Here is a 25,614-nt window from a genome sequence, read left to right as displayed (position 1 = left end):
AAAATCATCTCAGCATCCATTTCATCGGCTCGATGACGATGGCAGGGAAAGCAACCAACAAGGCCAGCACTGCAAGCTGCGCCCACAAGAATGGCAGGACACCTTTGAAAGCGGTGTCCATGTTGATCTTGGCCACACCGCAGACCACGTTGAGCACGGTTCCTACAGGCGGTGTGATCAGGCCAATCGCATTGTTCATGATAAACAACACGCCAAAGTAGACCGGGTCAATACCCGCCTTGATGACCAAGGGCATCAGGACCGGCGTCAAGATCAACACCGTGGGCGTGAAGTCGAGCGCTGTGCCCACCACCACCACCAAGAGCATGAGCACGACCATGAGCAAGGTCTTGTTGAACATCAACGGCTCCATCATGCGGGCCACTTCGGCCGGGATGTTGGCCACAGTGATGAGCCAGGCGCTGACCATGGCCGCAGCCACCAGGAACATGATCACAGCCGTGGTCTTGCCGGCAGTCAAGATCAGGCCATAAAGCTTGGACCATTGCAATTCACGGTAAATGAACGCACCCACCACAAAGCTGTAGACCGCAGCCACGACTGCCGCTTCTGTCGGGGTGAACACACCAAACTTCATGCCGCCGATGATGAAGACTGGGAGGCCCAAGGCCAAGATGCCTTCACGCGTGGCTTTCAGTTTTTCAGACAAGTTCATGCGCGGTGCGGGCTGCACGTTCTCGCGCTTGGCCAGCCACCACCAAGTCAGGCCGATGGCTACGCCCATCAAAATGCCCGGAACAATGCCCGCCAAAAACAACTTGGTGATGGACACGTTGGCCGCCACACCGAAAATGATGAAACCAATGGAGGGTGGAATCACCGGCGCAATGATGCCGCCCGAGGCGATCAGGCCCGCCGAGCGTCCCACGTTGTACCCGGCCCGCTTCATCATCGGGATCAACAAGGCGGCCAATGCTGCGGTATCGGCCACGGCTGAACCGGACAACGACGCCATGATGACCGCCGCCATCACGGCCACATAACCCAAACCGCCCCTGAAATGCCCGACCCAGGCCATGGCCAGGTTCACGATGCGGCGGCTCAAGCCACCCGCATTCATGAACTCACCCGCCAACAAAAAGAACGGCACCGCGAGCAAAGGGAAGTTGTCCGCGCCATCCACAAAGCGCTGCGCCAGAATTTGGCTGTCAAAGGCGTTGATCATGCCGTTGCTGGCCATGTACGCCATCAAACTCAGGCCGCACACCAGCAAGGCATAGGCAATGGGCATGCCCAGAGCCATGGCTCCGAGCAAGCTGAACACAAAAACAGCGATGGTCATGCGCGACCTCGCACTTCTGAATCCATGGCCATGTTCGGCGCACCTTTGTGTGTCAAATCGTCCAGCACCACCGTGTCCTCAGACTCCACCACCATCACCAAGTCTTCCTCTTTCAAGCGTCCGGTCAGCAGCAAACGGAGTTGGTTGAGGTTCATCAGTGCCATGACACTGGCTGTGACGTAGCCAATGCCATAAATCCAGATCATGGAAATGCCCACCACCACCGAAATGTTGGTGACCTGAAGATCGTGCATCTTCCAAGTGCCCCAAAAGAACAACACGTTGCAGCCGAGCATCATCACTTCGCTCAAAAAGAAGCAGAGTTTTTTGCCACCCAGCGACAAACGGCGCACCAGGGTATCCACACCCAGGTGTCCTTTTTCTCGCATGGCCACCATGGCCCCGAGATAGGTCAGCCAAATGAAGCAGTAACGCGACATTTCATCAGAGATGGAGATGCCCGAATTGAAGCCGTAGCGCAGTACAACATTGCCAAACACCATGACCACCATGGCCACGAGGCAAGCCACCACCAGAAATTCCAGCAGCTTGAAAAAGAGATCAATGATTTTGTGCAACTGCAGCCCCTGATTTTGAAATGTTCATTTTGACCATGGCTTTGGAAAGCATTTTGGTTTTGACTTGGGTCTTGATGGGTGTGGCCGAGCCAGAAACCATGGGTATTTTTTTACGGGAGGACAACACCAAGTCGATGTCATCCTTGGCCCCTTCGATCAGGACCATGATGGCGCGTTCGGCCTTGCCCGGTTCGCGGGCGATCACGGCATTGAGCACCGCACGGTGCAAAGGCAGCGAATTTTTCGGTCCGTCTTTAATGCGGGTGGAAATTTCAAAACTGGTGCGCAGCAGGGCGTTCAGAGCTTTGCTCATCTGCACCAGCATGCGGTTGTGAGAGGCTTGCAAAAGACCCTGGTGAAAACGCATGTCGTGCGTGACGTAATCGCCGCCCTCTTCCACTGCTTTTTTCATACCGGCGTAGGCAGCTTCGATCTGGGCAATGTCTTCGCTGGTGGCACGCTCGGCGGCCAAACGCACAGCAGCAGGCTCGACCACGCGGCGAAGCTCTTGCAAGTCTTTCAAAAATTCAGGTGTCAAACCGCACTGGGCTTGCCAAGCCACCACATCCGGGTCAAACCAGTTCCAGTCGGCATCAGGCAGCACGCGCGTACCCACCTTCGGACCCGTGAACAACAAACCTTTGGCGACCAGGGATTTGATGACCTCACGCACCACCGTGCGACTCACACCAAACTCTTCGCACAGCAAGGGCTCAGGCGGCAAGCTGGCGCCTACCGCATAGCGGCCCGACAAGATGGCGTGACCCAACAAGTCAAGGGTTTGTCTGTGAAAATTTTTACTCATGGTCGTGTCATCAGATTGCTTATCATATGATGATTGATTGGGCACTTGCGACTCTGGAAAACCCTAGGACAGTCATCTTCGCGTCAAGGGTTTTCCAGCATGTCACTGGCATTACATGACACACTTGTTTTTTAATCGTCATACGATAGTATTTTGAAATCTTTGGATTTTTGACCCTTCACTGGAAGCACCCCATGAGCGACAACAACGGCAGCCCACCCCGCAAAAAACCTGAAGACTTGCGCAGCCAGCAGTGGTTTGGTCGTCAAGACCGAGATGGTTTTGCCTACCGCAGCTGGGTCAAGGGCAAAGGTGTGCCACACGACCAATTCGATGGCCGTCCGGTCATTGGTATTTGCAACACTTTCAGCGAACTCACGCCCTGCAATTCTCACTTCCGCACTTTGGCCGAGCAGGTCAAGATCGGCGTGTACGAGGCCGGTGGCTTCCCGCTCGAATTCCCCGTCATGTCTTTGGGCGAAACCTTGCTGCGCCCCACCGCCATGCTGTACCGCAACTTGGCCAGCATGGACGTGGAAGAAAGCATCCGTGGCAACCCGATCGACGGTGTGGTGCTGCTCATGGGCTGCGACAAAACCACGCCATCCTTGCTGATGGGTGCGTCCAGCGTGGGCCTGCCCACCATCGGTGTGTCGGGCGGCCCCATGCTGAACGGCAAATGGCGCGGACAAGAGTTGGGCTCGGGCACAGGCGTCTGGAGCATGAGCGAACAAGTGCGTGCGGGCACGCTCAAGTTGCAGGACTTCTTTGAAGCCGAGAGCTGCATGCACCGCAGCCACGGTCACTGCATGACCATGGGCACCGCAAGCACCATGGCCAGCATGGTCGAAGCCCTGGGCATCGGCCTGCCGGGCAACGCCACTTACCCTGCCGTAGACGGTCGTCGCAATGTGTTGGCCCGCGAGGCCGGTCGGCGCATCGTGGAGATGGTTCACACCGACCAGACCATCAGCAAGGTGCTGACCCGTGAAGCCTTTGAAAATGCCATCCGCACCTTGGCGGCCATTGGTGGATCGACCAATGCCGTGATCCACCTGATCGCGATTGCGGGCCGCTTGGGCCTGAAGCTCACAGTGGACGATTTCGAGCGCCTGGGTAGCGAGCTGCCTTGCTTGCTCAACTTGCAACCCTCAGGTGACCACCTGATGGAAGACTTTTGCTACGCCGGTGGCTTGCCCGTCATCATGAAAGAGATCGAGCATCTGCTGCACAAAGACATCATCACTGTGACTGGCAAAAGTGTGAGCGAGAACATTGCGGGCGCCGTGAATTACGACCCTCGCGTGATCAAGACATTCGAAGCCCCTTTCAAAGAAAAGGCCGGCATCGCGATCTTGCGCGGCAACCTGGCACCCCGTGGCGCGGTCATCAAACCCAGCGCGGCCACCCCTTCGCTGATGGTGCACACCGGACGTGCGGTCGTGTTCGAAGACAGCACCGACTTTCACAAGCGCATCGACGACGAGAACCTGGATGTCGACGAAAACTGCATTTTGGTGCTCAAAAACTGTGGCCCCAAGGGCTACCCCGGCATGGCCGAAGTGGGCAATATGCCGCTGCCACCCAAAGTGCTGCGCAAAGGCATCACCGACATGGTGCGCATCTCGGACGCCCGCATGAGCGGCACAGCCTACGGTACGGTGGTGCTACACACGACACCTGAAGCCGCCGCCGGTGGCCCGCTGGCTGTGGTGCAAAACGGCGACATGATTGAGCTGAATGTGCCCGAGCGCAAACTGCAACTGCTCATCAGCGACGAAGAACTGGCCCGCCGCATGGCCCTGTGGGAAAAGCCCGCACCGGCCATGAACTCGGGCTACTGGAAGCTCTACATAGACCATGTGCTGCAAGCCGACGAAGGCGCAGACATGGACTTTTTGGTCGGCCAGCGCGGCGCGGCCGTTCCCAAAGACAACCACTGATTCACGGAGAAACCCATGCGAGTTTTGATCACCGGCGGTGCCGGATTCTTGGGCGCACGACTGGCCCGCGAGATTTTGAAGCGCGGTCAACTCAATGGCCAAAGCGTGACCGAACTGGTCATTGCCGACTTGTTCCCCGCCCCCGCTGATTTACTGGCCGACCCCCGTGTCAAGGGCCATGCAGGCCCCATGCTCGAGCAAGGCGACTTGTTCAAAAGCGGTTTTGATGGCGTGTTCCACTTGGCGTCAGCCGTGTCGGGCGAGTGCGAGTTGGACTTTGATTTGGGTCTGCGCTCCAACGTGGACAGCTCGCGATTGCTTCTCGACAGCATCCGGGCTTCGGGCAAAGTGTCTCGCCTGGTGTTTGCCAGCTCGGTGGCCGTGTTCGGCCCTGACGCGGCCAACCCCATGCCGGCCTTGGTGGCTGACACTACATTGCCCACGCCCCAAACGTCTTACGGCACACACAAGCTGATGATCGAGTACATGGTGGCCGACTACACCCGCAAGGGCTACATCGACGGCCGCGCCGCCCGCCTGATGACGGTGGCCGTGCGCCCCGGCAAACCCAATGGCGCAGCGTCCTCTTTCTTCAGCGGCATCATCCGTGAGCCTTTGGCGGGCACCGCCACCACCTGCCCGGTGGACGCCCATGTGTCGCACCCCATCTCTTCGCCCGGCAACACCGTGCATGGCTTGATCACCGTGTTCGAGGCCAGCCGTGAAGCCTTTGGTGGCCGCATGGCGCTGAACCTGCCGGGCCTGAACGTGAAGGTCAGCGACATGCTGGCGGCCCTTGAAAAAGTGGCCGGCCCTGCCGTGCGTGCACGGGTGACCTTCGAGAAGGACGAACGCATCGCCGCCATCGTGGACAACTGGGCCAAGGGCTGCACCTTCGAGCGGGCGCACGCGCTGGGCCTGCGTGCCGATGCCAGCTACGAAGCGATCATTGCGCAGTACATCGAAGACTGCAAAACCCGCCCCGGCTACCCGGCCGAGGCCTTGAACGGTTTGAAGTGAGCTTTCTAAAAGGCCGCCACGCTCGTCAAGCGTGGCGGCCTTTTTTTGTGGCTCACGGGTTCAACATTCAAAAATGCGTGCTGATCGCCCCGCTGATGCGTCCATCGTCTTCGATGATCGCCATCCAGCGCCATTTGTCGAAAGTGGTGCAGGGGTGAGAAATACCCAGGGCCACGCGGTCACCCACTTGCGGCCAGACGCCTTGGGCATCAAACACCATGTGGGCGTGCTGGTCGCTGAGCGCTTTGACTTTCCACGACTCGGGCGTGGCCTGCATGGCGCTTTCACCGCTTTGCCCACGGGCTGCCCAGCGCACCGGCATGGGCATACACTGGTCAAACGACAAATCGCGCCGACCCGCACTCAAAATCGCCAGCCCCGGCTCGGGCACCGACTGCACCTTGGCCCAGACTTCCAGCGCGGGCAACAGCGACGCACTCAAGCCCTCACGCGCCTCCACCAGCTTGAGGTAGCGGGCGTAGTTCCAGTGGTCGTGCGTGACATAACAGCCCGAGCGCAAGACGCCTTGCACCGGGCGGCTTTTGATCTGCGTCTTGAGCATGGGGATTACCAAATCAAACACCGCCGAGCCGCCTGCCGACAACAAAACCTCATCACCGCCCCACAGGTGCTGTTCATCGATTTGATGCACCAGCGCCTGCACGCTGCGCACCAGCGCACTCACGGCCTCGATGTCATGGGCACTGTCGCATTGGCCCAGCCCTCCCTCGTAGCACTCCACCCCGCCCAGTCGAACCACACCCGACTCGGCCATGGCCTGAGCCAAAGCCAGGGCCTGTTCGTGGGTGCGACAGCCTGTGCGGTAGCCCGCGATGCCCAACTCCAACAGCACATCCCAGCAACGCGGCTGACCGCGCCTTGCGCCCCAGTCGGCCAAGGTTCTCAACTGCGCCAGAGAATCGACCAAAAACCAGACACGCGCTTGTGGGTGCTGGTTCAACAACAAGTCCAAACCATCCAGGTCGGCGTCCGACACCAACTGGTTGGCGATGATGGCGCGTTGTGCGCCTGCGGCCAGGCCCACACGCAACTGGTGCACATTGGCAAAAGTCAGGCCCCAGGCCCCGGCTTGCATCTGCATCCGAAACAACTCGGGCGACATCGTGGTCTTACCGTGCGGGGCCAAGGCCACGCCTTTGCGCTGCACAAATGCCTGCATCCAGGCCAGGTTGTGCGCGAGCGCCGGGCGGCGCAGCACAGCCACCGGGTAAGCCAATGCGTCCTCCAGCAAGTGCCAGCCGCGCTGGCCCAGCTCGGACACGGCGCAGGGCTCGGCGGTCAGGGGGTAACCCTTGCAACTCGCGTTCAGTACAAAATCACTGCTGATGCTGTTGTTCATCATCTGGTTTGTCTCCAACAGGTCGCCGATGGCGGTTCACCTTTGGCGATGATTCTCCCACCTCCGCCCCCAAATTTTCGAGTGCGCCGCCACCCTTTTTTGACATGACCCACCTCCACAAAACCCTGGACATCGTGGCACTTGGCGAAGCCATGGTCGAGTTCAACCAAAGGCCCAGCTCACACGCAGGCGAAGCTCCGCTTTACCAGCAAGGCTTTGGCGGCGACACCAGCAACGCCGCCATTGCTGCCGCCCGCGCCGGGGCGCGTGTGGCCTACCTCACGCGTTTGGGCACCGACCGCTGGGGCGACCACTTGATGGACCTTTGGCAGCGCGAAAACGTGGCCACCAACGCCGTGCAGCGCGACACCCAAGCGCCCACCGGTCTGTACTTTGTGAGCCACGACGCTCAGGGTCATCACTTCAGCTATGCGCGTGCAGGATCGGCCGCGAGCCGCATGCAGCCGCAAGACCTGACGCACTGGCATGACGCCATCGTCAGCAGCCAATGGCTGCACCTGTCGGGCATCTCGCTGGCCATTTCCGCCTCGGCCTGCGACACGGCTTTGGCGGCCATGGCGCATGCCCGCAGCCACGGCACACGGGTGGCACTCGACTCGAATTTGCGCTTGTCCCTGTGGCCTCTGGCCCGGGCGCAGGCCTGCATCCGTCAGGCCGTGGGTCTGTGTGATCTGTTTTTGCCCAGCTTGGAAGACATGACCTCCCTCACCGGCCTCACCCAAGCCGCCGACATCATCGCCTGGAGCCACGCCCAAGGTGCGGCGCAAGTGGTGCTCAAACTCGGTGCCGATGGCGCAGTGGCCAGCGACGGCCACCACCAACAAAAGGTGCCAGGCCATCTGGTCACAGCGGTGGATGCCACCGGCGCGGGCGATTGTTTTGCCGGCAACCTGCTGGCGCGTTTGTCGGCAGGCGACGACTTGTGGAGCGCCACAGCTTATGCCAATGCCGCAGCCGCTTTGTCGGTGCAAGGCTACGGCGCGGTGGCCCCACTACCCCGGCAAGAAGACGTGCTCAGGCACTTGAACACCCTCTCCAAAGGCAGCCCCACATGAGCACAAACCAACGGCCCTTGATCGCCATCGACTGGGGCACCACTTCGCTGCGCGGCGCACGGCTGGGTGCCAGCGGCCAGGTGCTTGAATCGCGCGAATTCCCGCGTGGAATCTTGAGCGTGGCACCGGGCCAATTTGAAGCGGTGCTGCACGAACTCTTTGGCGATTGGCTGCAGGCGCCGGGTGTTCTGTGCTTGATCTCGGGCATGGCCGGCAGCCGACAAGGCTGGCAAGAAGCGCCCTACTGCCCTTGCCCCGCAGGCTTTGCCGAGTTGGGCCAACACCTTTTGTGGCTGAAGCCCGGGCGCATCGCCTTGGTGCCGGGCCTGAGCTGTGTAGGCACAGACCCGCTCAACACACCCGATGTGATGCGCGGCGAAGAGGTGCAGATTTTTGGAGCCTTGCAGATGACGGGCCGCGACAGCGCCACGCTGGTGCTGCCCGGCACACACAGCAAATGGGTGCAGGTGCAAAGCGGTCGGGTCACGCAGTTCCATACCTTCATGACCGGCGAGGTGTTTGCGCTGATGGGCCAGCACTCGATCTTGGGCAAGACGATGGACCTGCAGGGCGCTTTTGACGAAGCGGTTTTTTTGCACGGCGTGGACCAAAGCCAACACAGCGGCAGTGTGTTGCACCGGCTGTTTGCGGTGCGCACGCTGGGCCTGTTTGAACGCCTGAGCGCGGCCCAATTGCCCAGTTACTTGTCAGGCCTGTTGATCGGCGAAGAGCTGCGCCAGCAAGCCGTCTTGCCCCATCCAGACCCGGTCCTGGTGATCGGCAGCCCGGCCCTTTGCCTGCGCTACACCCTGGCCCTGCAGCACCTGCTCATCCCCTGCCAAAGCCTTGGGGCTGAAGCCACTTGGGCCGGCTTGTGGGCACTCGCAACCTCTTGTGACCCTTCATGAACACCACCGCCATGACCGCTTTACCCTCCCCTGCCCACACCTTGGCCCAAGCTCTGGCCCAGCTGCCCTTGATCGCTATCTTGCGTGGCCTCACGCCGGCTGAAGCACCAGCCATAGGCGACGCCTTGGTCGGCAGCGGCTTTGCCATCATCGAGGTGCCACTCAACTCACCCGAGCCCTTCAAGAGCATCGCCGCATTGACCCGGCAATTTCCGCAAACCCTCATCGGCGCAGGCACGGTGCTGAATGTGCAGCAGGTCAAAGAGGTGCACACTGCGGGCGGCCGTTTGATCGTGGCTCCAAACTTCAACCCAGCCGTGGTGGCGCAAGCCTTGGCCTTGAACATGGTGGTGCTGCCCGGTGTGGCCACACCCACAGAAGCCTTTGCCGCACTCGATGCGGGTGCACATGGCCTCAAACTGTTCCCGGCCGAGATGATCACACCCGCCACGGTGAAAGCGCTGCGGGCGGTGCTGCCCAAAACAGCGGCCTTGATGCCGGTGGGCGGCATCACGCCCGACAACATGGCCGCGTACCTGGCCGCCGGGGCCAGTGGCTTTGGTTTGGGTTCGGCTTTGTACGCGCCGGGCAAATCGGCGCCAGCGGTGCAGCAACAGGCAGAGGCTTTTGCGCGGGCCTTGAAGGGCTGAAAAACGGGCTCTCGCCCGCAGGCCTCAAGCCTTCTCGCCCAACCGTCCGTCTCGGAAATCCTGCAAGGCCTGGTAAATCTCTTCCTTGGTGTTCATCACAAAGGGGCCGTATTGCACGATGGGTTCTTTGAGCGGTTGGCCCGCCACCAAAATCAGCTTGGCGTCGGCGCTGGCTTCGATCACCACACCATCGGCCTGCGCCGTGTTGACCAAGATGGCCATGCGCTGCAAGGGCACGGCCTGCCCTGCAATGCGCACCTCGCCCCGGTACACGTACACAAAGGCGTTGTGCCCAGCGGGCAGGGTTTGCTCAAAACGTGCGCCCTCTGGCATGTGCACATCCAGAAACACCGGTTGGGTGATGTCGCGGTTCACTGCGCCTTGCACGCCATGGCTGGCTCCAGCAATCACCGTCACGGCAACCCCTTCAGGCGTCTGGAACTGCGGCAGCTGCGCGTTCTGAAAATCACGGTACCAAGGCACATTCATTTTCTCGCTGCTGTGAAGGTTCAGCCACAACTGAAAGCCCTCCATCACACCCTCGGCCTGCTGCGGAATTTCGGAGTGGATCACGCCCTGGCCAGCGGTCATCCATTGAACACCGCCGTTTTGCAACAGGCCTTCGTTGCCTGCGCTGTCGCGGTGCAGCATGCGCCCGGCGATCATGTAGGTCACGGTTTCAAAGCCCCGGTGGGGGTGGTCCGGAAACCCGGCGATGTAATCGTCCGGTTTGTCGCTGCCAAAGGCGTCCAACATCAAAAACGGGTCGAGCCGGTGCTGCAGATCTTGCGTGAGGATGCGGCTGAGTTTGACGCCTGCACCGTCCGATGAAGCTTGACCAGTGACCAGGCGCTCCACGGAGCGGGTAACTGTGACCGGGTGAGCAAATGGGATAGATGAAGTGATGGACATGAAGACTCCTTGTTCAAATTCAGGGGGCTGTGACGCAGGCCGCCTTCAACTCCCGCAATTGTGAATGCGCTGGCCCATCCAAATCTGGCGGCAGCTGGTGTTTGGCTTGCAGGTAGTGGTGGGTGTAGACCTCCAGCCAAGCCTGCAAGGTCTGCGCCGCATGAGTTTGGCCTGCAAGCTGAAGGCACAGCGATGCCACCTCGCTGGTGCAAAAGTGGTCATCGCGCCTTGAACGACGCAGCTTGTAATTTGAGACCTGTTCGGGGTTCAGACTCAGCACCGGTAACTTGTCCAAGTACGGGATTTTGCGGAACATCTTGCGGGCTTCGGGCCAGGTAGCGTCCAGCAAAATGAACAGTGGTTTTTTCTGGCCATCGCTGACTGTCACGTCATACACCACCCGCTCGGGCTCGACAAACTCACCCGGAAACACGACATACGGCTGCCACTGCGGATCGGCCAACAGCGCCAGCAAAGCAGGGTCAACTTCGGTCCGTGCCCAACCAAAAGCAAAGGTGTCCGGCACCACATCGGCAATCAGCCAGCCGGTGTTGCTGGGCTTGAGGGGTTCGATGTCGGCCATCAGCAAACACATACCAGCGTGAGTGGGCAGCTGCAGGCGCAGTGCGCACATGCAATGGCTGGGCACCAAGCGGCAGCCGGGGCAGCGTTCGCCTTTAATGCCACCTCGGGCCAAGAAGGGTTTGGCACTGCGCGCCAGACGCTCAGAGCGCAGGCGCGAGACGGCGTGGGGCTCTCGCTGCAAAGGCAATGGCGTCATGCAAACGGTCTTTTGAATGGACGTCATCACTCAAACAACAGGGGTGGCCATGCGCAATCGGCGTGCCGCTTCCTCGTCACGGGCATCGTCAATTTCGCGCAGCACGGCCTGCATGTCCACATCGGCGGTGGAGCGCTCGAAGCGCCCGGTCAGCGGTGTCTCGTTGCCCAGCAATCCGGCTTGGTAGAGGCTCCAAATTTCAGGGCCGTACTCGGTCTGCAGAAGCTCGGGCGCGTACTGACCGAAGAAATCGCGCAGGTTACCCACATCGCGCAGCAGCATGCGCTGGGCATGGTTGTTACCTGCTGCGTCCACCGCTTGGGGCAGGTCGATGATGACGGGTTCGTCCACACCGGGCTGTTCGTCCTCACCGGGGATGTGCGCCAACAAAATATTGAACTCGGACAAATCACCATGCACCACGCCCGCGCACAGCATGCGCACCACTTCGGCGATCAAGGTGGCATGGTGCTGCAAGGCTTGCTCGGACGTGAAGGCCACATCGTTCAGGCGCGGAGCAGCATCACCCTGCGCATCGGTGACCAGCTCCATGAGCAGCACGCCGTCAAAAAAGTTAAAGGGCCGGGGCACACGTACGCCCGCTGCGGCCAGGCGGTACAGGGCGTCGACCTCGGCGCTTTGCCAGGCAGCTTCTTGTTCTTGACGGCCAAATTTGCTGCCTTTGGCCATGGCACGGGCCGAGCGAGAGTTTTTGACCTTGCGGTTTTCGGTGTAGTCCACCGCTTGCCGAAAACTGCGCTGTGTGGCCTCTTTGTAGATCTTGGCGCAACGGGTCTCGTCCCCGCAGCGAACCACGAACACCATGGCCTCTTTGCCACTCATGAGCTGACGCACCACCGTGTCGATCAGTCCCTCTTCGAGCAGGGTCTGTAGCCGAGGCGGCGCCTTCATCCAGGTCGATGCAAAACGCAGATTTTGTGGCCATCCAGGTCGCGCAAGTAAGCCAAGTACAGCTTGCCTGCAGCACCTTCACGCCAGCCAGGTGGGTCTTCGCAGGTCACGCCACCATGGGCCAAACCCGCGGCGTGGAAGGCATCCGCTTGCGCCGTCGAAGTCGCTTTGAAACCATAGGTGCTGCCATTGCCTACCGAAGCCGCTTCGCCATTGATTGGGGTGGTAATGCCAAAGGAACCGGTGGGGCTGCGGTAAAAATAGCGCTGGTTGTTGGCCACCCCTGGGGCCATGCCCAAGGTGCCCAAAACTGCGTCATAGAACTTCTTAGAGGCTTCGAGGTCTTTCACCCCGACCATGACATGGCTGAACATTGTGTGCTCCTGTAGTACCCGAGATTGGGCTTTTGAAATCTGCGGCAATGGTACTTGATGCCCATATGACTTGCACGGCACCTGAACTGGCCATGATTTGCTCCACACATCCGAGCTGGCCCTGTTTGTGACACTGGGTCATGCTTGACTGTGGCAGCATGGCAGCCTTGAATGCGAAACAGCGAAGGAGCTCCAAACATGCAACCCTCAAATTCCTTGTCTTTCGGCTTACAGGGCCGTGTGGCCATAGTCACAGGCGCGGCCAACGGCATTGGCGAAGCCTGTGCACGCCGCTTTGCAGCAGAAGGCGCCCATGTGGTGCTGGCCGATGTGAACAGTGAGCGCGGTGCCACCGTCGCCGCTGAGCTGCGCAGCGAAGGCCACAGCGCTGGCTTCATGGTCTGCGATGTTTCGCGCAAGACCGATGTCGATGCCTTGGTGGACCATGTGTTACAGGCCTTTGGCCGCTTGGATGTGCTGGTGAACAACGCCGGGATTTTCAAGGCTGCTGATTTTTTGGACGTGACCGAAGAGGACTTTGACGCCGTCATCAACGTGAACATCAAGGGCTCCTTCTTGATGGGCCAGGCCGCCGCACGCGCCATGAAAAGCACTGGGGGGGGCTCCATCGTGAACATGAGCTCGGTCAACGGGGTGATGGCCATCCCCAACATCGCCAGCTACAACGTGAGCAAGGGCGGCATCAACCAACTGACGCGGGCCATGGCTTTGGCGCTGGCTGACTTTGGCATCCGCGTGAACGCGGTGGCCCCCGGCACCATTGCCACCGAACTGGCCCGCCAAGCGGTGCTGACCAGCGAGGCTGCTGAAAAGAAAATCATGATGCGCACGCCCATGAAGCGCTTGGGCGAGCCCGATGAAGTCGCCAAGGTGGTTGCGTTTTTGGCCAGCGATGCGGCAAGCTACATCACCGGTGAAATTGTCACCGTGGACGGCGGTCGCATGGCGCTCAACTACACCGTGCCTGTTTGAAGAAAACCCAAATTTGTGAACCCCTCTCCATCTCACTCCTCATCACTCCTCGACAGCTGGTTGGCCCAAGAGCGTGTCGTGCGCCAGCGCTTGGAAGCCGGCGCTGGCCCCGGTGTGGCGCGCCCAGACCAAGTCGCAGGCAAAACCGGCCTCGAAGTCATGCAAGGGCTGCTGAGCGGCGATCTGCCTTACGCCAGCATTGCCAAAACCTTGGACTTTGTGCTGATCGAAGTCAGTGAAGGCCAAGCTATTTTTCAAGGTGCCCCGGGTTTGAACCACATGAACCCGCTGGGTACAGTGCACGGCGGCTGGTTTGCCACCTTGCTCGACTCGGCCCTCGGCTGCGCCGTGCACACCATGATGCCGCCAGGTCGCGGCTACACCACGGCCGACCTGAGCGTGAAACTCGTCAAAGCCCTGACCCCTAAAGTACAGCGTGTGCGGGCCATCGGCCAGGTGGTGCACTGCGGCCGCCAACTGGCCACGGCCGAAGCCCGGCTGGTCGGGCCTGACGGCACCCTGTACGCCCATGCCAGCACCGCTTGCCTGGTTTTTGACATGCCCTCCACTACTGGAAACAAACCATGAGACTCCTTCACACCATGCTGCGCGTGGGCAACCTGCAACGCTCGATCGACTTCTACACCCAGGTGCTGGGCATGACGCTGCAGCGCACTTCAGAAAACCCCGAGTACAAATACTCGCTGGCCTTTGTCGGCTACGGCACCAACCCGGACCATGCCGAAATCGAGTTGACTTACAACTGGGGCGTGGAGAGCTATGACATGGGCTCGGCCTATGGCCACATCGCCTTGGGGGTGCCCGACGTCTATGCCGCTTGCGGCAAGATCAAGGCCGCTGGTGGCAACGTGACGCGCGAGCCCGGCCCAGTCAAAGGGGGCAGCACCGTGATTGCTTTTGTGACCGACCCCGACGGTTACAAGATCGAGTTGATCCAGCGCCCACAATACGCCAACCTCTGAGTCCAACCGACTGAATCAAGACCCACTTCAGGAGCCCTCACATGCTTGACCTGCGCGGACAACGCATCCTGGTGACACAGTCCCAAGACTTCATGGGCCCGGCCCTGTGCGACGAATTGCGGGCCTGCGGTGCCGAAGTGATCGCCGACGAGCGCCTGCTCACTGCCCCACTGGACGCACAGGCTGTGATCGAGACGGCTGGGCCGCTCGATGCTTTGGTCATCAACTTGGCGCTGCCAGCACCGTCGACGCCCGTCACCCAAATTGACGAGGCCGAGTGGCGGCAGGTGTTTGAGGTGATGGTCGATCCGCTGCCGCGTTTGGTGCGGGCGGTGGTGCCCGGCATGAAGGCCAGAGGCGGCGGCAAGATCGTGGTGATGGGCAGCGCTTCGGCCTTGCGCGGCATGAAGCGTGCTGCCAGCTACAGCGCTGCACGGGGTGCGCAACTGGCCTATGTGCAAGCGGCGGGCGTGGAGCTGGCCCCCGACAACATCCAGCTCAATGCGGTGGCGCAAAACTTTGTGGACAACCCCACTTACTTTCCGCCTGAGGTGCAAGCCAACCCCCGTTTTCAGGAGCGCCTCAAACGCGAAGTGCCGCTGGGCCGTCTGGTCAAAGCCGAAGAAGATGCCCGCTTTGTGGCCTACCTGTGCAGCAACGCGGCCAGCTGTTTTGTTGGGCAAGTATTCCCGATGTCGGGGGGATGGGCGGTGCGCTGATCGGGCGCAACACCTCAGCCCTTCATGTCTCAGCGCGGCAACTGAGTCGCTTCACGCGCCAGCGCTTCGATGCGTGCCCAGTCGCCTTGGGCCAGCGCATCCGCAGGCACCAGCCAAGAGCCCCCCACACAAGCCACATTGGGCAAGCTCAACAGATCGTTGGCATTTTGCTGCGTCACGCCGCCCGTGGGGCAAAACTTCACATCAAAAAACGGGCCGCTCCAAGCCTTGAGCATGCCCGGGCCGCCCGCTTGCATGGCGGGGAAGAATTTGAGTTCGGTGTATCCGTCCTCTTGGGCCATCATGATTTCGCTGCCGGTGGCGACACCGGGCAACAAGGGCAGACCCAAGTCTTTGCAGGCTTGGCCCACTGCCGGGGTGTAGCCGGGGCTCACCGCAAAACGGGCACCGGCTTTGACGGCGGCGGCTGCATCTTGCGGACTGCGCACCGTGCCCGCACCCACCACCGCGCCTTCGACTTCGTTGGCAATCGCTTCCATGCAGGCCAGAGCCTGCGGGGTGCGCAAGGTGATTTCGAGCATGCGGATGCCACCGGCCAACAAGGCGCGGGCCATAGGCACGGCGTGGGCCACATCGTTCAGCACGATCACGGGGATCACGGGGGCATCCTGCATGACTTGCAGGGAGGTCAGATTCACAGCCATGTACAGGCTCCTTCTTCGGCTTTGAGCGCATTGCGGCGCAGATTGGCAAACAGTTCACGGCCCATGCCCACGCCGTTGGCAGCGCTGAGCTCGGCAGGCATGTGGGCCAGTGGGCGAGCGACCCAGTCCGCCTCGCTCACCAACACTTGCAGGGTGCCCGTCACGCCATCCAAGCGAATCAGGTCACCATCCAGCACCTTGGCCAGCGGGCCACCAGCGGCCGCTTCGGGCGAGACGTGGATGGCAGCGGGCACTTTGCCCGACGCGCCGCTCATGCGGCCATCGGTGACCAGCGCCACCTTGAAGCCTTTGCCTTGCAGCACAGCAAGCGGCGGCGTGAGTTTGTGCAGTTCAGGCATGCCGTTCGCTTGCGGGCCTTGCCAGCGGACCACGCAGACGATGTCGCGGTCGAGTTCTCCGGCTTTGAAAGCTTGCTGCAATTCGTCTTGCGAATTGAACACGCGTGCTGGGGCTTCGATGACGTGAAAGTCTTCAGGCACGGCCGAGATCTTGATCACACTGCGTCCCAAATTGCCTTGCAGCAACATCAGACCACCCGTGGCGCTGAAGGGGCTACTGGCCGGGCGCACCACGGTGTCATCCTTGCTGACCCCTGCTTCGTTCCAAACCAGTTGACCCTTGTGTTCAGAGGGAATGCGGGTGAATTCACGCAGGCCGCCGGGGCGCACCGTGAGCACCTCGGCGTGCATCAGGCCCGCATCGAGCAATTCGCGAATCACGTAACCGGGGCCGCCGGCGGCCTGGAACTGGTTCACGTCGGCGCTGCCGTTGGGATACACGCGGGTAAGCAGCGGCACCACATCCGACAGGGCCGAAAAATCGTCCCAGTCAATCACGATACCTGCTGCGCGCGCCACCGCCACCCAGTGGATCAAGTGGTTGGTCGAGCCGCCTGTGGCCAGCAAAGCCACCATGGCGTTGACGATGCAGCGCTCGTCCACTACGCGGCCAATCGGCGTGAAATTTTTGTCCTTGACCAGCGCGAGCACGGTGCGTGCGGCTTCGCGGGTCAACTCTTGGCGCACACCTTCGCCCGGGTTGATGAAAGCGGTGCCGGGCACATGCAGGCCCATGGCTTCGAGCAACATCTGGTTGCTGTTGGCGGTGCCATAAAAGGTGCAAGTGCCTTCGCCGTGGTAAGCCTTGGACTCAGCCTCCAGCAATTCGGGGCGGCCCACCAGACCCAGCGCGGCTTGTTCACGCACCTTGGATTTTTCGTTGTTGGACAGGCCACTGGTCATGGGGCCTGCAGGCACAAAAACGGTGGGCAAGTGACCAAACTGCAGAGCACCAATGAGCAGACCCGGCACGATCTTGTCGCACACGCCCAGCATCAGAGCCGCGTCAAACACGTCGTGGCTGAGCGACACCGCAGTGGCCATGGCGATCACGTCGCGGCTGAACAGGCTCAGCTCCATGCCCGGCGTTCCCTGGGTCACGCCGTCGCACATGGCGGGCACGCCCCCTGCCACTTGGGCGGTGGCGCCTAATTTGCGGGCTTCGTCTTTGATGAGGTCGGGGTAGTGCTGCAGCGGCGCGTGGGCCGAGAGCAAGTCGTTGTAGGCATTGACGATGCCAATGTTGTGCGCACGCGGGGCCACCACTTTGATTTTGTCCAAGGCGGTGGCGCGGCTTTTGTCACCTTCGGGCATGGCGGCAAAGGCATGGGCCACGTTGGCACAGCCTAAGCGCTGGGCACCGGGGTCGCGCTGGACGGCAGCGTCCACCTGCTGCAAATAAGCCTGGCGGGTCGGTCTGCTGCGCTCGGTGATGCGGGCGGTGACAGCGACCAAAATCGGATGAAGTGTCATGTCCTGAAGCCCTGATCGGGCTTGGTAACTAAATTACATCATCGATGGTAACCGTGTTCCACTGTTTTGGTGCATGCCTAGAGTTACAAAAGAGGTACAACTCACCTTTGAGGGATGAAAGACGTAAAAAAACCCGCCAAAGCGGGTTTGCGCAAGCGTCTGTGATGCTTCACTTGGCGGCAGAAGCCTCGGATGCAGCTGGCGCAGCAGACGCTTCGGCTGCAGGCGCAGAAGCTTCGGCGGCAGGCGCTGTAACGGCTGCAGGGGCAGCTGGGGCGGCTTTGTGGCTCTTGGAAATACCCACACCCACGGCCACACCCACGGCCAGCAAGACAGCAGCCGCTAAAACAGCCCAAACTACAGATTCATTGTCATCTTGAGAGGTCGACATGTATATTTCTCCGAAAATAATGGACATATTGTAATGGGGCCTCATTGCTCATGACTGACACCCTCGACGCTGCAGCACAAGGGCACCCTGCCGACAGCCGCAGCACGGCCTACCAAGGCACACTGCTCGACCAATTTCGGGCACAAACAGATGGCCAAGATCTTTGGGTGTTTGGTTATGCATCACTGCTTTGGCGTCCCGAGTTCGAAGCTCAGGAGCAGCACCTCACCCGCGTCTGGGGCTGGCATCGCGCACTCAAAATGTGGAGCCGTTTGAACCGGGGTAGCCCCGAGTGCCCAGGCCTGGTATTTGCCTTGTTGCCCGGAGGCAGCTGCCAAGGCGTGGCCTACCGGGTCGATAGGGACCAAGCCGACGAGGTGTTGGTGCGGCTGTGGGAGCGGGAAATGCCCATGGACGTCTACACCCCCAACTGGCTGCCGTGCAACACGCCCCAAGGCCCGGTGAAGGCCCTGGCCTTTACCCTGCCGCGCACCAGCCCAAGCTTCACAGGGCAGTTGCCTGCCGAGACTTACCGGCAAATTTTTCAGCAGGCCAGCGGGCGCTTCGGCACCACCCGCGACTATGCTCGCCAAACATACGACAGCCTGAGGGCCCATGGCATCGAAGACCGGGCATTGGCGGCCTTGTTGCGCCATGCCGATGAAAAGCACAGCCCTGCTCAGGCCTAAGGAGCCCCCCCGGCACGGCGCACACAGCGCCTGCCTATACTTGCGCCATGAACATCGCCGACCTGCGCAAGAGCTACGAAAAAGCCGAGCTCAACGAAAACGCCTCCCACGCCAACCCGCTCCAGCAATTTGAGCAGTGGCTGCAAGAAGCCATCGCCTCCGAAGTGCCGGAGCCCAATGCCATGACCCTGGCCACCGTGGCCAGCAATTTGCGACCCAGCACCCGGGTGGTGCTGATCAAGGGATACGACGAACGCGGCATTGTCTGGTACACCAACTACGACAGCCAAAAAGGCCAAGAGTTGGCAGGAAACCCCTTTGCGGCACTGCAGTTCCACTGGGTGGAGCTGGAACGGGTGGTGCGCATCGAAGGCCGTGTGGAGAAAGTCAGCGACGAAGAAAGCGACACCTACTTCCACAGCCGCCCACTGGACTCGCGCATCGGCGCTTGGGCTTCGCCCCAAAGCCAGGTGATCGATGGACGCACGGTGTTGGTGACCAACGCCGCCAAATACGCGGCGCAATTCATGCTCAACCCGCCACGCCCGCCGCACTGGGGTGGCTACCGCTTGGTGCCCGACAACTGGCAGTTCTGGCAAGGCCGCAAAAGCCGTTTGCATGACCGGCTGCGTTACACGCAAGACGGTGATCACTGGTTGCGCGAGCGCTTGGCCCCCTGAACCTGCGACACGGTCAGGCTGGCAGCAAGGGCAAAACGGCCATGACCGCCGTCACGCTCACCACGGCCATTGCGGTTGAAACGGCAACGCCCGCGGTGACAGCTTCTTCTTCTTTGCGGTAGCGCTGCGAGAACAAAAAGACATTGGCCCCGATGGGCAAAGCCGCCGCCACCGTCATGACGGCCAAATGCAGCCCGCGCAAACCCAGCAACCAGCTCACCGCCAGCATGAGCGCGGGATGGACCACGGTTTTCACCAAGGACAGTTTCAGGGCAGACATGAACTGCTTGCCGATCGGCGTTTGTGACAGCGTGATGCCCACCAGCACCAAAGCAATCGGACCAAAAGCACTGCCCAGCAAGGCCAAGGGTCGGTCCACCACCGGGTGCAGGCCCCAGCCGGTCTGGGCATAGACCAAACCCACCAGAATCGGCAAGGGCACGGGGTGAATGATGGCGTTGCGCACAGCAGACGCCACCGTGCGCCAAACAGCCCGGCGCTCGCCGGACAGAGCGGCGTGCTCGCTGGCGACTTGCAACTCCAGCACCAGCGTGGCCGCACTCAGCAAGACCAAGGCGTGCAATGAGATCAAGGTGAACAGCAACACCTGGCCCTCTTGTCCATAGGCTAAGCCGATCAAGGGCACGCCGATCATCAAGGTGTTGCTGAAAATACTGGCCAATGCCAGCACCGAAGCGCGGCTGTTACGACCATAGAGCCAGAGCATGGAGACAAACAAGGCCCCTGCCACCAGGAAATACTGCGCCACAGGTTTGAAATCAAGCTGCTCAATGCGCACGCTGCTCATGGTGCGAAACAAGAGCGCTTGGGTCAGCACCAAAAACACCAAATTGGACAAGTCGCGCACCGACTCGCCGCGCACTAGCTTGGCCTTGCCCGCCACAAAGCCAATCAAGATCAGCAGCACCACGGGCAGCAATGACGACAAAACGGGATGATCAAGGTTCATGCCCGGATTATCCCGTTGACTCAGCCGCTCAAATGGTGGAAAAGACGTACCGGGAAATCAATGCGCGTGCTTCATGCCGCAATACTTGCCCAAGGCCAAGCCCTTGCAGGCTGTTTGCAACGCCTTGGTGCATTGATCGGGCTTCTTGCCAGACTCTAAGCATTTGGCCGCCGCCTCGTGGGCCTCGGCCATGGCTCGGTGACGGGCAATGTCTTCCTGGACTTCCTTGGTGCTGTGCTGGGCTGCAGCCCCCAAGGACAAGGTCAAAGTGATGAGGCAAAAAACAATTTTGTTCATGGTCTGATTTTTGAGGATGGGGTCAAGGGGTTTGACCCTGCCCTTCAAACTGGGCACAGATAAGAATACCCGGTCTTTTGTCACTCACGCACCAGGCGCGAAAACGTCTTTTTGAATTTGCTCACCTTGGGCGCGGCCACCGCCATGCAATAGCCCTGGTAGGGGTTGCGTTCAAAAAAGTCTTGGTGGTAGTCCTCGGCCGCGCTGTAGTTGTCCAAGGCCAGCACCTCGGTCACGATAGGCTGGCCAAAGGCCCGGGCCGCCGCCAGCTCGGCGATCAGTGCGCGGGCCTCCTCGGCTTGCTCGGGCGTTGTGAAGTAAATGCCACTGCGGTACTGCGTGCCCACGTCGTTGCCCTGACGGTTCAAGGTGGTGGGGTCGTGGATCACAAAAAAGACTTCCAGCAGCTCGCGGGTGCTGACCTGCGCTGGGTCGTATTCGAGTTTGACCACTTCGTTGTGTCCGGTGCGGCCGGTGCAGACGTCGTCGTAGCTGGGGTTCACGGTTTGGCCGTTGCAGTAGCCTGACTCCACATCGGTCACGCCGCGCACCTTGACGTACACCGCCTCGGTGCACCAGAAGCAGCCGCCGCCTAAAACCAGAGTTTGGGTCATGTGGATTCCTTGTTTGAGAGGGTTTGAATTATCCGTGGGGCAACAGCCCGCCCTGCACCGCCTGCACAAAGTCCCCCAGGGCCGTCTGGTCTCGGTCGTTGCGCCACAGGCAACGCGTGTCGTAACGGGCATCGACCGCGTGCAGCGGCACAAACACGGCGCCCGCCAAGGCCGACTGCTGCAGGGCTTGCGGCACCAGCGCCACGCCCAGGCCTTGCGAGACCAAGGACACCACACTCAGCCAATGCCGCAACTCGTGCACCACCTGCGGCATCCAGCCGGCCTGTTCGCACAGCACCAAAATGCGTTCGTGGTAATCGGGCGAAACGGTCCGGGACACCACCACCAAGTCTTGCCCGGCCAGTTCATCCAGCCCCACACTGGCCGCCCCCGCCAAGGGATGGCTGGCAGGCAAACACGCCACCAAGGGCTGGCTGGCCACCAGAATCTGCTCAAAACCCGGCGGCACCCGGGGCGTGTGCACAAAGCCCACATCGAGCCGGTCGCGCAGCAATTCAGACAACTGCTCGGACGAGCTGAGTTCGCGCAGCACCAAGCGCAAACGCGGGTGACTGGCCTGAAAACGGCTGAGGATTTGCGGCAGGCCGCAGTACAGCATGGTGCCGGCAAAGCCAATGTGCAACTGACCCGACTGGCCCTCGGCCACGTCGCGCGCCTCTCGGGCAGCGGCGCTGGCTTGAGACAGCAATGCTCGGGCCGCCGGCACAAACGCCGACCCCGCAGCGGTGAGCTGCACGCCCCGGCTGTTGCGGGTGAACAGCTGCGCCCCCACCGAGGCTTCGAGCTGCTGGATGTTCAGGCTGAGCGGCGGCTGCGATATGGACAGGCGCTGGGCCGCACGGCCAAAGTGCAGCTCTTCGGCCAGCATCAGGAAATAGCGCAGGTGACGGAATTCCATGAATTAAAATAATGTATTGATGGATAGACAATCAATATTAGACAACTATTCATAAGCACCGGACAATCTCATCAAGTTTTATTTCACGGATACACCCACCATGGCCACCACCAAAAACACCTTCAGCTGGGAAGACCCCTTCAACCTCAGCGCCCAACTGACCGACGACGAGCGCCAGGTGCAAGAAGCCGCCCGTGCTTACTGCCAGGAACGTCTGCTGCCCCGCGTGAAAGACGCGTTCTTGAACGAGACCACCGACGTGGCCATCTTCCGCGAGATGGGCGAGCTGGGCCTATTGGGTGCCACCATCCCCGAGCAATATGGCGGCGCGGGCCTGAACTACGTGTGTTATGGCCTGGTGGCTCGCGAAGTCGAGCGCGTGGACTCGGGCTACCGCTCCATGATGAGCGTGCAGTCTTCTTTGGTCATGTTGCCCATCAACGACTTTGGCTCTGAAGCCCAAAAGCAAAAATACCTGCCCAAACTGGCGCGTGGCGAGTGGATCGGCTGCTTTGGCCTGACCGAACCCAACCACGGCTCGGATCCCGGCAGCATGATCACCCGCGCCAAAAAGGTGGACGGCGGCTACAGCATCAGCGGCGCCAAGATGTGGATCACCAACAGCCCGATCGCCGACGTGTTTGTGGTCTGGGCCAAGGACGATGGCGGTCAGATCCGTGGCTTCATTTTGGAAAAAGGCTGGAAAGGCCTGTCAGCTCCAGCCGTGCACGGCAAGGTCGGCCTGCGTGCCTCGATCACTGGCGAAATCGTCATGGACGAAGTCTTCTGCCCCGAAGAAAACGCCTTTCCTGAAGTGCGTGGTTTGAAAGGCCCCTTCACCTGCCTGAACAGCGCGCGCTACGGCATCGCCTGGGGTGCCTTGGGCGCTGCCGAAGACTGCTACGCCCGCGCCCGCCAGTACGTGATGGACCGCCAGCAGTTCGGCCGCCCCTTGGCTGCCAATCAGCTGATCCAGAAGAAGCTGGCCGACATGCTGACCGAAATCAGCTTGGGTCTGCAAGGCTGCTTGCGCTTGGGCCGCATGAAGGACGAAGGCACCGCCTCGGTGGACCTGACCTCCATCCTCAAGCGCAACAGCTGCGGCAAGGCTTTGGACATCGCCCGCATGGCGCGCGACATGATGGGCGGCAACGGCATCAGCGCCGAATACGGCGTGGCACGCCACTTGGTGAACCTAGAGGTGGTCAACACCTATGAAGGCACACACGACGTACACGCCCTGATTTTGGGCCGTGCCATCACCGGGATTCCTGCTTTCTCGAATTAATCCTTGGCCTAGGCCGACAAGAGGGGCTGCCAAACGGCAGCCCTTTTTTATGGCCGACCCAATGTGCGCCAACGCCTTGACGAAGACACAGTCAGGTCGTATATTACTAACCAGTCAGTCATTAAACCTCCTGTGAATACCATCGACCCCATCGCCCCCCACAAACGCGAACGCCGCAAACAAGACCGCCCGGGTGAACTGCTCGAGGCGGCTTTGGATTTGTTTGTGGAGAAGGGCTTTGCAGCCACCCGCGTCGAAGAGGTGGCATTGCGGGCTGGCGTTTCCAAAGGCACCCTCTTTTTGTACTTTCCCAGCAAAGAAGACCTGTTCAAGGCCGTTGTGCGCGAAAACGTGGTGGTGCCTGTGACGCAAGGCGCTGTCGAAGTGGCGCAATTCCAGGGCACGATGGGGGAGTTGCTGGAGTGGATGATGCTGCAGTGGTGGCGTCGTTACGGTGCCACCAAGGCCTCGGGCATTTCCAAACTGGTGATGAGCGAGGCCAGCAACTTTCCGGACTTGGCGATTTTTTTCCGCAACGAAGTGATTGAGCCTGCCCACGCACTGGTGCGCAACGCTTTGCAACGCGGCATGGACCGTGGCGAGTTTCGGGCCATGAACATCGATTTGACCTTGCACTCGGTCATGGCCCCACTTTTGTTTTTGGTGATGTGGAAGCATTCCATGGGGCCATGCTGCCCCAGCCATGAACAGATCGACCCTGAAGCGTTCATCACACAGCATGCCCGTCTGATGGCGCGTGGCCTTTCTCAAGCCTGATATTCAACAGAATTTGCCATACACCATGAAAAAGTCGACTTTCTGGATTTTGTCCGCCATCGCCGCTGCAGCCGTGCTGGCTGGCGCAATGCGTTGGATGAACCCTCCTCAAACCAACACCACATCGGTCAAATCCCAGGCCCCCACGGCCAGCACGATTGAATTGAGTGTCAGCGATATCGTCCGAGTTCAGGCCATGGACATGGTTTTGGGGCTCCAGGTCTCGGGCACGCTCAAGGCAAGCCAGAGCGCCATGGTCAAGGCACGCGTGGTGGGGGAATTGATGGACCTGACGGTGCGTGAAGGTGACCTGGTCAAGGCGGGTCAAGTCATCGCCCGGATCGACCCGACCGAATACCAAGCGCGGGAGCGTCAAGCCAAACAACAGGCCGATGCAGCGGGCGCGCAAGTGGACATTGCGCAAAAACAATATGACAACAACAAGGCATTGATGGACCAAGGCTTCATTTCGCCGACCGCTTTGCAAAATGCGATGGCCAGCCTCAATGGTGCCAAAGCCACCCATTTGGCCGCCGTGGCTGCTCACGATGTGACCCGCAAAGCTCTAGACGATGGCATTGTCCGTTCACCCATCAGCGGCCAGGTGGCCCAGCGTTTGGCGCAACCGGGCGAACGCATGGCGATCGACGGAAGAATTGTTGAAGTCGTCAACTTGAGTCAATTCGAATTGGAAGCCGCTTTACCAGCCGCAGACGCAGGTTTGGTGCGCCCAGGCATGCGCGCCCAAATGACCATCGAGGGCTTAGAGGAATCCGTGAGCGCCAAAGTTTTACGGATCAGTCCCAGCGCCCAAGCAGGCAGCCGCAGCGTGCTGGTCTTCCTGGGCATTGCCGGAGAGGAGGGTCTGAGACAAGGCCTGTTTGCACAAGGCAATTTGGGCACGAAAAGCACCCGGGCTTTGGCCGTGCCATTGGCCAGCGTGCGCACCGACAAACCGCAAGCCTATGTGCAGGTCATCGATGGAGAACAAGTCAAGCACGTCACGGTACAAACCGGCACACGCACAGAGCAAACACAAAACGCACTCACCTTGACTTGGGTGGAGGTTCAAGGTGTGACCGAGGGCACACAGGTATTGACAGCCAGCGCAGGCGCCGTTCGTGAAGGCACCCAGGTGAAGTTCGCACCCGGCGTGCGTTAAAGGAAAGCCCGCC

The 25,614-nt window shown here is 60.5% G+C and carries 29 protein-coding genes; 14 read left to right on the top strand and 15 right to left on the bottom strand.

Translation table 11 applies throughout. The features are described from left to right. Window positions 1-4 precede the first annotated feature (4 nt). From SWE17_RS03490 to SWE17_RS03480, 3 genes are read right to left on the bottom strand one after another with little or no spacing between them, the layout of a single operon-like run. A complete protein-coding gene (locus SWE17_RS03490; RefSeq protein WP_322991745.1) occupies window positions 5-1,303 on the bottom strand; it encodes a TRAP transporter large permease subunit in 1,299 nt (432 codons plus the stop codon). After that, the gene (locus SWE17_RS03485) at window positions 1,300-1,881 is read right to left on the bottom strand and encodes a TRAP transporter small permease (protein WP_322991744.1); all 582 of its coding nucleotides are present in this window, start codon (window positions 1,879-1,881) and stop codon (window positions 1,300-1,302) included. The genes SWE17_RS03490 and SWE17_RS03485 overlap by 4 nt, the downstream gene beginning before the upstream one ends. Further along, the gene (locus SWE17_RS03480) at window positions 1,865-2,686 is read right to left on the bottom strand and encodes a FadR/GntR family transcriptional regulator (RefSeq protein ID WP_322991743.1); all 822 of its coding nucleotides are present in this window, start codon (window positions 2,684-2,686) and stop codon (window positions 1,865-1,867) included. Before SWE17_RS03480 ends, SWE17_RS03485 begins: the two co-directional genes overlap by 17 nt. Window positions 2,687-2,880: 194 nt before the next feature. Here SWE17_RS03480 and SWE17_RS03475 point away from each other — a divergent pair, with 194 nt between their 5' ends. Both SWE17_RS03475 and denD read left to right on the top strand, forming a co-directional pair. Next, the gene (locus tag SWE17_RS03475; protein ID WP_322991742.1) at window positions 2,881-4,629 is read left to right on the top strand and encodes an IlvD/Edd family dehydratase; all 1,749 of its coding nucleotides are present in this window, start codon (window positions 2,881-2,883) and stop codon (window positions 4,627-4,629) included. A 15-nt stretch (window positions 4,630-4,644) separates the two neighbouring features. Next, window positions 4,645-5,649 carry a D-erythronate dehydrogenase gene (gene denD, locus SWE17_RS03470; RefSeq protein WP_322991741.1) on the top strand — a complete coding sequence of 335 codons (1,005 nt, stop codon included), beginning with the start codon at window positions 4,645-4,647 and terminating at the stop codon, window positions 5,647-5,649. Between the two features lie 67 nt (window positions 5,650-5,716). On the opposite strand, the gene SWE17_RS03465 is transcribed toward denD, so the two are convergent. Beyond that, window positions 5,717-7,009 carry an alanine racemase gene (locus SWE17_RS03465; protein ID WP_322991925.1) on the bottom strand — a complete coding sequence of 431 codons (1,293 nt, stop codon included), beginning with the start codon at window positions 7,007-7,009 and terminating at the stop codon, window positions 5,717-5,719. A gap of 104 nt (window positions 7,010-7,113) precedes the next feature. On the opposite strand from SWE17_RS03465, the gene SWE17_RS03460 reads away from it, so the two are divergent. From SWE17_RS03460 to SWE17_RS03450, 3 genes are read left to right on the top strand one after another with little or no spacing between them, the layout of a single operon-like run. Beyond that, on the top strand, window positions 7,114-8,085 hold the full coding sequence (locus SWE17_RS03460; RefSeq protein WP_322991740.1) for a sugar kinase: 972 nt from the start codon (window positions 7,114-7,116) through the stop codon (window positions 8,083-8,085). After that, entirely contained in the window at window positions 8,082-8,993 is a 912-nt protein-coding gene (locus tag SWE17_RS03455) for a 2-dehydro-3-deoxygalactonokinase (RefSeq protein WP_322991739.1), read from the top strand. The genes SWE17_RS03460 and SWE17_RS03455 overlap by 4 nt, the downstream gene beginning before the upstream one ends. 11 nt (window positions 8,994-9,004) lie before the next feature. Further along, window positions 9,005-9,643, top strand: a complete 639-nt coding sequence (locus SWE17_RS03450; protein ID WP_322991738.1) for a 2-dehydro-3-deoxy-6-phosphogalactonate aldolase — start codon at window positions 9,005-9,007, stop codon at window positions 9,641-9,643. 24 nt (window positions 9,644-9,667) lie between these two features. Here the strand turns inward: SWE17_RS03450 and SWE17_RS03445 are convergent, their stop codons facing one another. From SWE17_RS03445 to SWE17_RS03430, 4 genes are read right to left on the bottom strand one after another with little or no spacing between them, the layout of a single operon-like run. Next, window positions 9,668-10,555 carry a pirin family protein gene (locus SWE17_RS03445; protein ID WP_322991737.1) on the bottom strand — a complete coding sequence of 296 codons (888 nt, stop codon included), beginning with the start codon at window positions 10,553-10,555 and terminating at the stop codon, window positions 9,668-9,670. A gap of 19 nt (window positions 10,556-10,574) precedes the next feature. Next, entirely contained in the window at window positions 10,575-11,363 is a 789-nt protein-coding gene (locus SWE17_RS03440) for a tRNA-uridine aminocarboxypropyltransferase (RefSeq protein ID WP_322991736.1), read from the bottom strand. Window positions 11,364-11,366: 3 nt separating this feature from the next. Beyond that, window positions 11,367-12,248: a PA4780 family RIO1-like protein kinase gene (locus tag SWE17_RS03435; protein ID WP_322991735.1), complete on the bottom strand. Its 882-nt coding sequence runs from the start codon at window positions 12,246-12,248 to the stop codon at window positions 11,367-11,369. Next, window positions 12,245-12,622, bottom strand: coding sequence for a VOC family protein (locus SWE17_RS03430; RefSeq protein ID WP_322991734.1), 378 nt, complete (start codon window positions 12,620-12,622; stop codon window positions 12,245-12,247). The genes SWE17_RS03435 and SWE17_RS03430 overlap by 4 nt, the downstream gene beginning before the upstream one ends. Before the next feature lie 198 nt (window positions 12,623-12,820). On the opposite strand from SWE17_RS03430, the gene SWE17_RS03425 reads away from it, so the two are divergent. From SWE17_RS03425 to SWE17_RS03410, 4 genes are read left to right on the top strand one after another with little or no spacing between them, the layout of a single operon-like run. Beyond that, window positions 12,821-13,615, top strand: a complete 795-nt coding sequence (locus SWE17_RS03425) for an SDR family oxidoreductase (protein ID WP_322991733.1) — start codon at window positions 12,821-12,823, stop codon at window positions 13,613-13,615. A gap of 15 nt (window positions 13,616-13,630) precedes the next feature. Beyond that, the gene (locus SWE17_RS03420) at window positions 13,631-14,203 is read left to right on the top strand and encodes a PaaI family thioesterase (RefSeq protein ID WP_322991732.1); all 573 of its coding nucleotides are present in this window, start codon (window positions 13,631-13,633) and stop codon (window positions 14,201-14,203) included. Further along, window positions 14,200-14,598, top strand: a complete 399-nt coding sequence (gene gloA / locus SWE17_RS03415) for a lactoylglutathione lyase (protein WP_322991731.1) — start codon at window positions 14,200-14,202, stop codon at window positions 14,596-14,598. Before SWE17_RS03420 ends, gloA begins: the two co-directional genes overlap by 4 nt. Before the next feature lie 41 nt (window positions 14,599-14,639). Further along, window positions 14,640-15,317, top strand: a complete 678-nt coding sequence (locus SWE17_RS03410) for an SDR family oxidoreductase (protein ID WP_322991730.1) — start codon at window positions 14,640-14,642, stop codon at window positions 15,315-15,317. A gap of 29 nt (window positions 15,318-15,346) precedes the next feature. Here SWE17_RS03410 and SWE17_RS03405 read toward each other — a convergent pair whose 3' ends face one another. The 3 genes from SWE17_RS03405 to SWE17_RS03395 all read right to left on the bottom strand — a co-directional run bounded on the left by SWE17_RS03405 (window position 15,347) and on the right by SWE17_RS03395 (window position 18,205). After that, entirely contained in the window at window positions 15,347-15,982 is a 636-nt protein-coding gene (locus SWE17_RS03405) for a bifunctional 4-hydroxy-2-oxoglutarate aldolase/2-dehydro-3-deoxy-phosphogluconate aldolase (protein WP_322991729.1), read from the bottom strand. Further along, window positions 15,973-17,814, bottom strand: a complete 1,842-nt coding sequence (gene edd / locus SWE17_RS03400) for a phosphogluconate dehydratase (RefSeq protein WP_322991728.1) — start codon at window positions 17,812-17,814, stop codon at window positions 15,973-15,975. The genes SWE17_RS03405 and edd overlap by 10 nt, the downstream gene beginning before the upstream one ends. A gap of 169 nt (window positions 17,815-17,983) precedes the next feature. Continuing rightward, the gene (locus SWE17_RS03395) at window positions 17,984-18,205 is read right to left on the bottom strand and encodes a hypothetical protein (RefSeq protein ID WP_322991727.1); all 222 of its coding nucleotides are present in this window, start codon (window positions 18,203-18,205) and stop codon (window positions 17,984-17,986) included. A 50-nt stretch (window positions 18,206-18,255) separates the two neighbouring features. Between SWE17_RS03395 and SWE17_RS03390 the strand changes: the two genes are divergently transcribed. Further along, window positions 18,256-18,894, top strand: coding sequence for a gamma-glutamylcyclotransferase (locus tag SWE17_RS03390; protein ID WP_322991726.1), 639 nt, complete (start codon window positions 18,256-18,258; stop codon window positions 18,892-18,894). A 47-nt stretch (window positions 18,895-18,941) separates the two neighbouring features. Then, window positions 18,942-19,574, top strand: coding sequence for a pyridoxamine 5'-phosphate oxidase (gene pdxH, locus SWE17_RS03385; protein WP_322991725.1), 633 nt, complete (start codon window positions 18,942-18,944; stop codon window positions 19,572-19,574). A gap of 13 nt (window positions 19,575-19,587) precedes the next feature. On the opposite strand, the gene SWE17_RS03380 is transcribed toward pdxH, so the two are convergent. From SWE17_RS03380 to SWE17_RS03365, 4 genes are all read right to left on the bottom strand, one after another. Further along, window positions 19,588-20,544 (bottom strand): AEC family transporter, encoded by a 957-nt coding sequence (locus SWE17_RS03380; RefSeq protein ID WP_322991724.1) that lies wholly within the window; start codon window positions 20,542-20,544, stop codon window positions 19,588-19,590. Window positions 20,545-20,601: 57 nt separating this feature from the next. Then, the gene (locus SWE17_RS03375; protein ID WP_322991723.1) at window positions 20,602-20,841 is read right to left on the bottom strand and encodes a hypothetical protein; all 240 of its coding nucleotides are present in this window, start codon (window positions 20,839-20,841) and stop codon (window positions 20,602-20,604) included. An 80-nt stretch (window positions 20,842-20,921) separates the two neighbouring features. Continuing rightward, window positions 20,922-21,455, bottom strand: coding sequence for a peptide-methionine (S)-S-oxide reductase MsrA (gene msrA, locus SWE17_RS03370; protein WP_062403793.1), 534 nt, complete (start codon window positions 21,453-21,455; stop codon window positions 20,922-20,924). A 28-nt stretch (window positions 21,456-21,483) separates the two neighbouring features. After that, entirely contained in the window at window positions 21,484-22,374 is an 891-nt protein-coding gene (locus SWE17_RS03365; protein ID WP_322991722.1) for a LysR family transcriptional regulator, read from the bottom strand. Between the two features lie 100 nt (window positions 22,375-22,474). Between SWE17_RS03365 and SWE17_RS03360 the strand changes: the two genes are divergently transcribed. The 3 genes from SWE17_RS03360 to SWE17_RS03350 all read left to right on the top strand — a co-directional run bounded on the left by SWE17_RS03360 (window position 22,475) and on the right by SWE17_RS03350 (window position 25,601). After that, window positions 22,475-23,662 (top strand): acyl-CoA dehydrogenase, encoded by a 1,188-nt coding sequence (locus SWE17_RS03360; protein ID WP_062403789.1) that lies wholly within the window; start codon window positions 22,475-22,477, stop codon window positions 23,660-23,662. Window positions 23,663-23,794: 132 nt separating this feature from the next. Continuing rightward, entirely contained in the window at window positions 23,795-24,439 is a 645-nt protein-coding gene (locus SWE17_RS03355) for a TetR/AcrR family transcriptional regulator (protein ID WP_322991721.1), read from the top strand. A gap of 25 nt (window positions 24,440-24,464) precedes the next feature. Beyond that, complete coding sequence (locus SWE17_RS03350; protein ID WP_322991720.1) at window positions 24,465-25,601, top strand: efflux RND transporter periplasmic adaptor subunit; 1,137 nt, start codon at window positions 24,465-24,467, stop codon at window positions 25,599-25,601. The last annotated feature ends 13 nt before the right edge of the window (window positions 25,602-25,614 follow it).

Origin of the sequence: Limnohabitans sp., assembly GCF_034680285.1 — a bacterium.
Lineage (GTDB): Bacteria > Pseudomonadota > Gammaproteobacteria > Burkholderiales > Burkholderiaceae_C > Limnohabitans_A.
The sequence above is the reverse complement of the archived record's forward strand: the minus strand, read 5'-3'. Positions and strand labels throughout refer to the sequence as shown.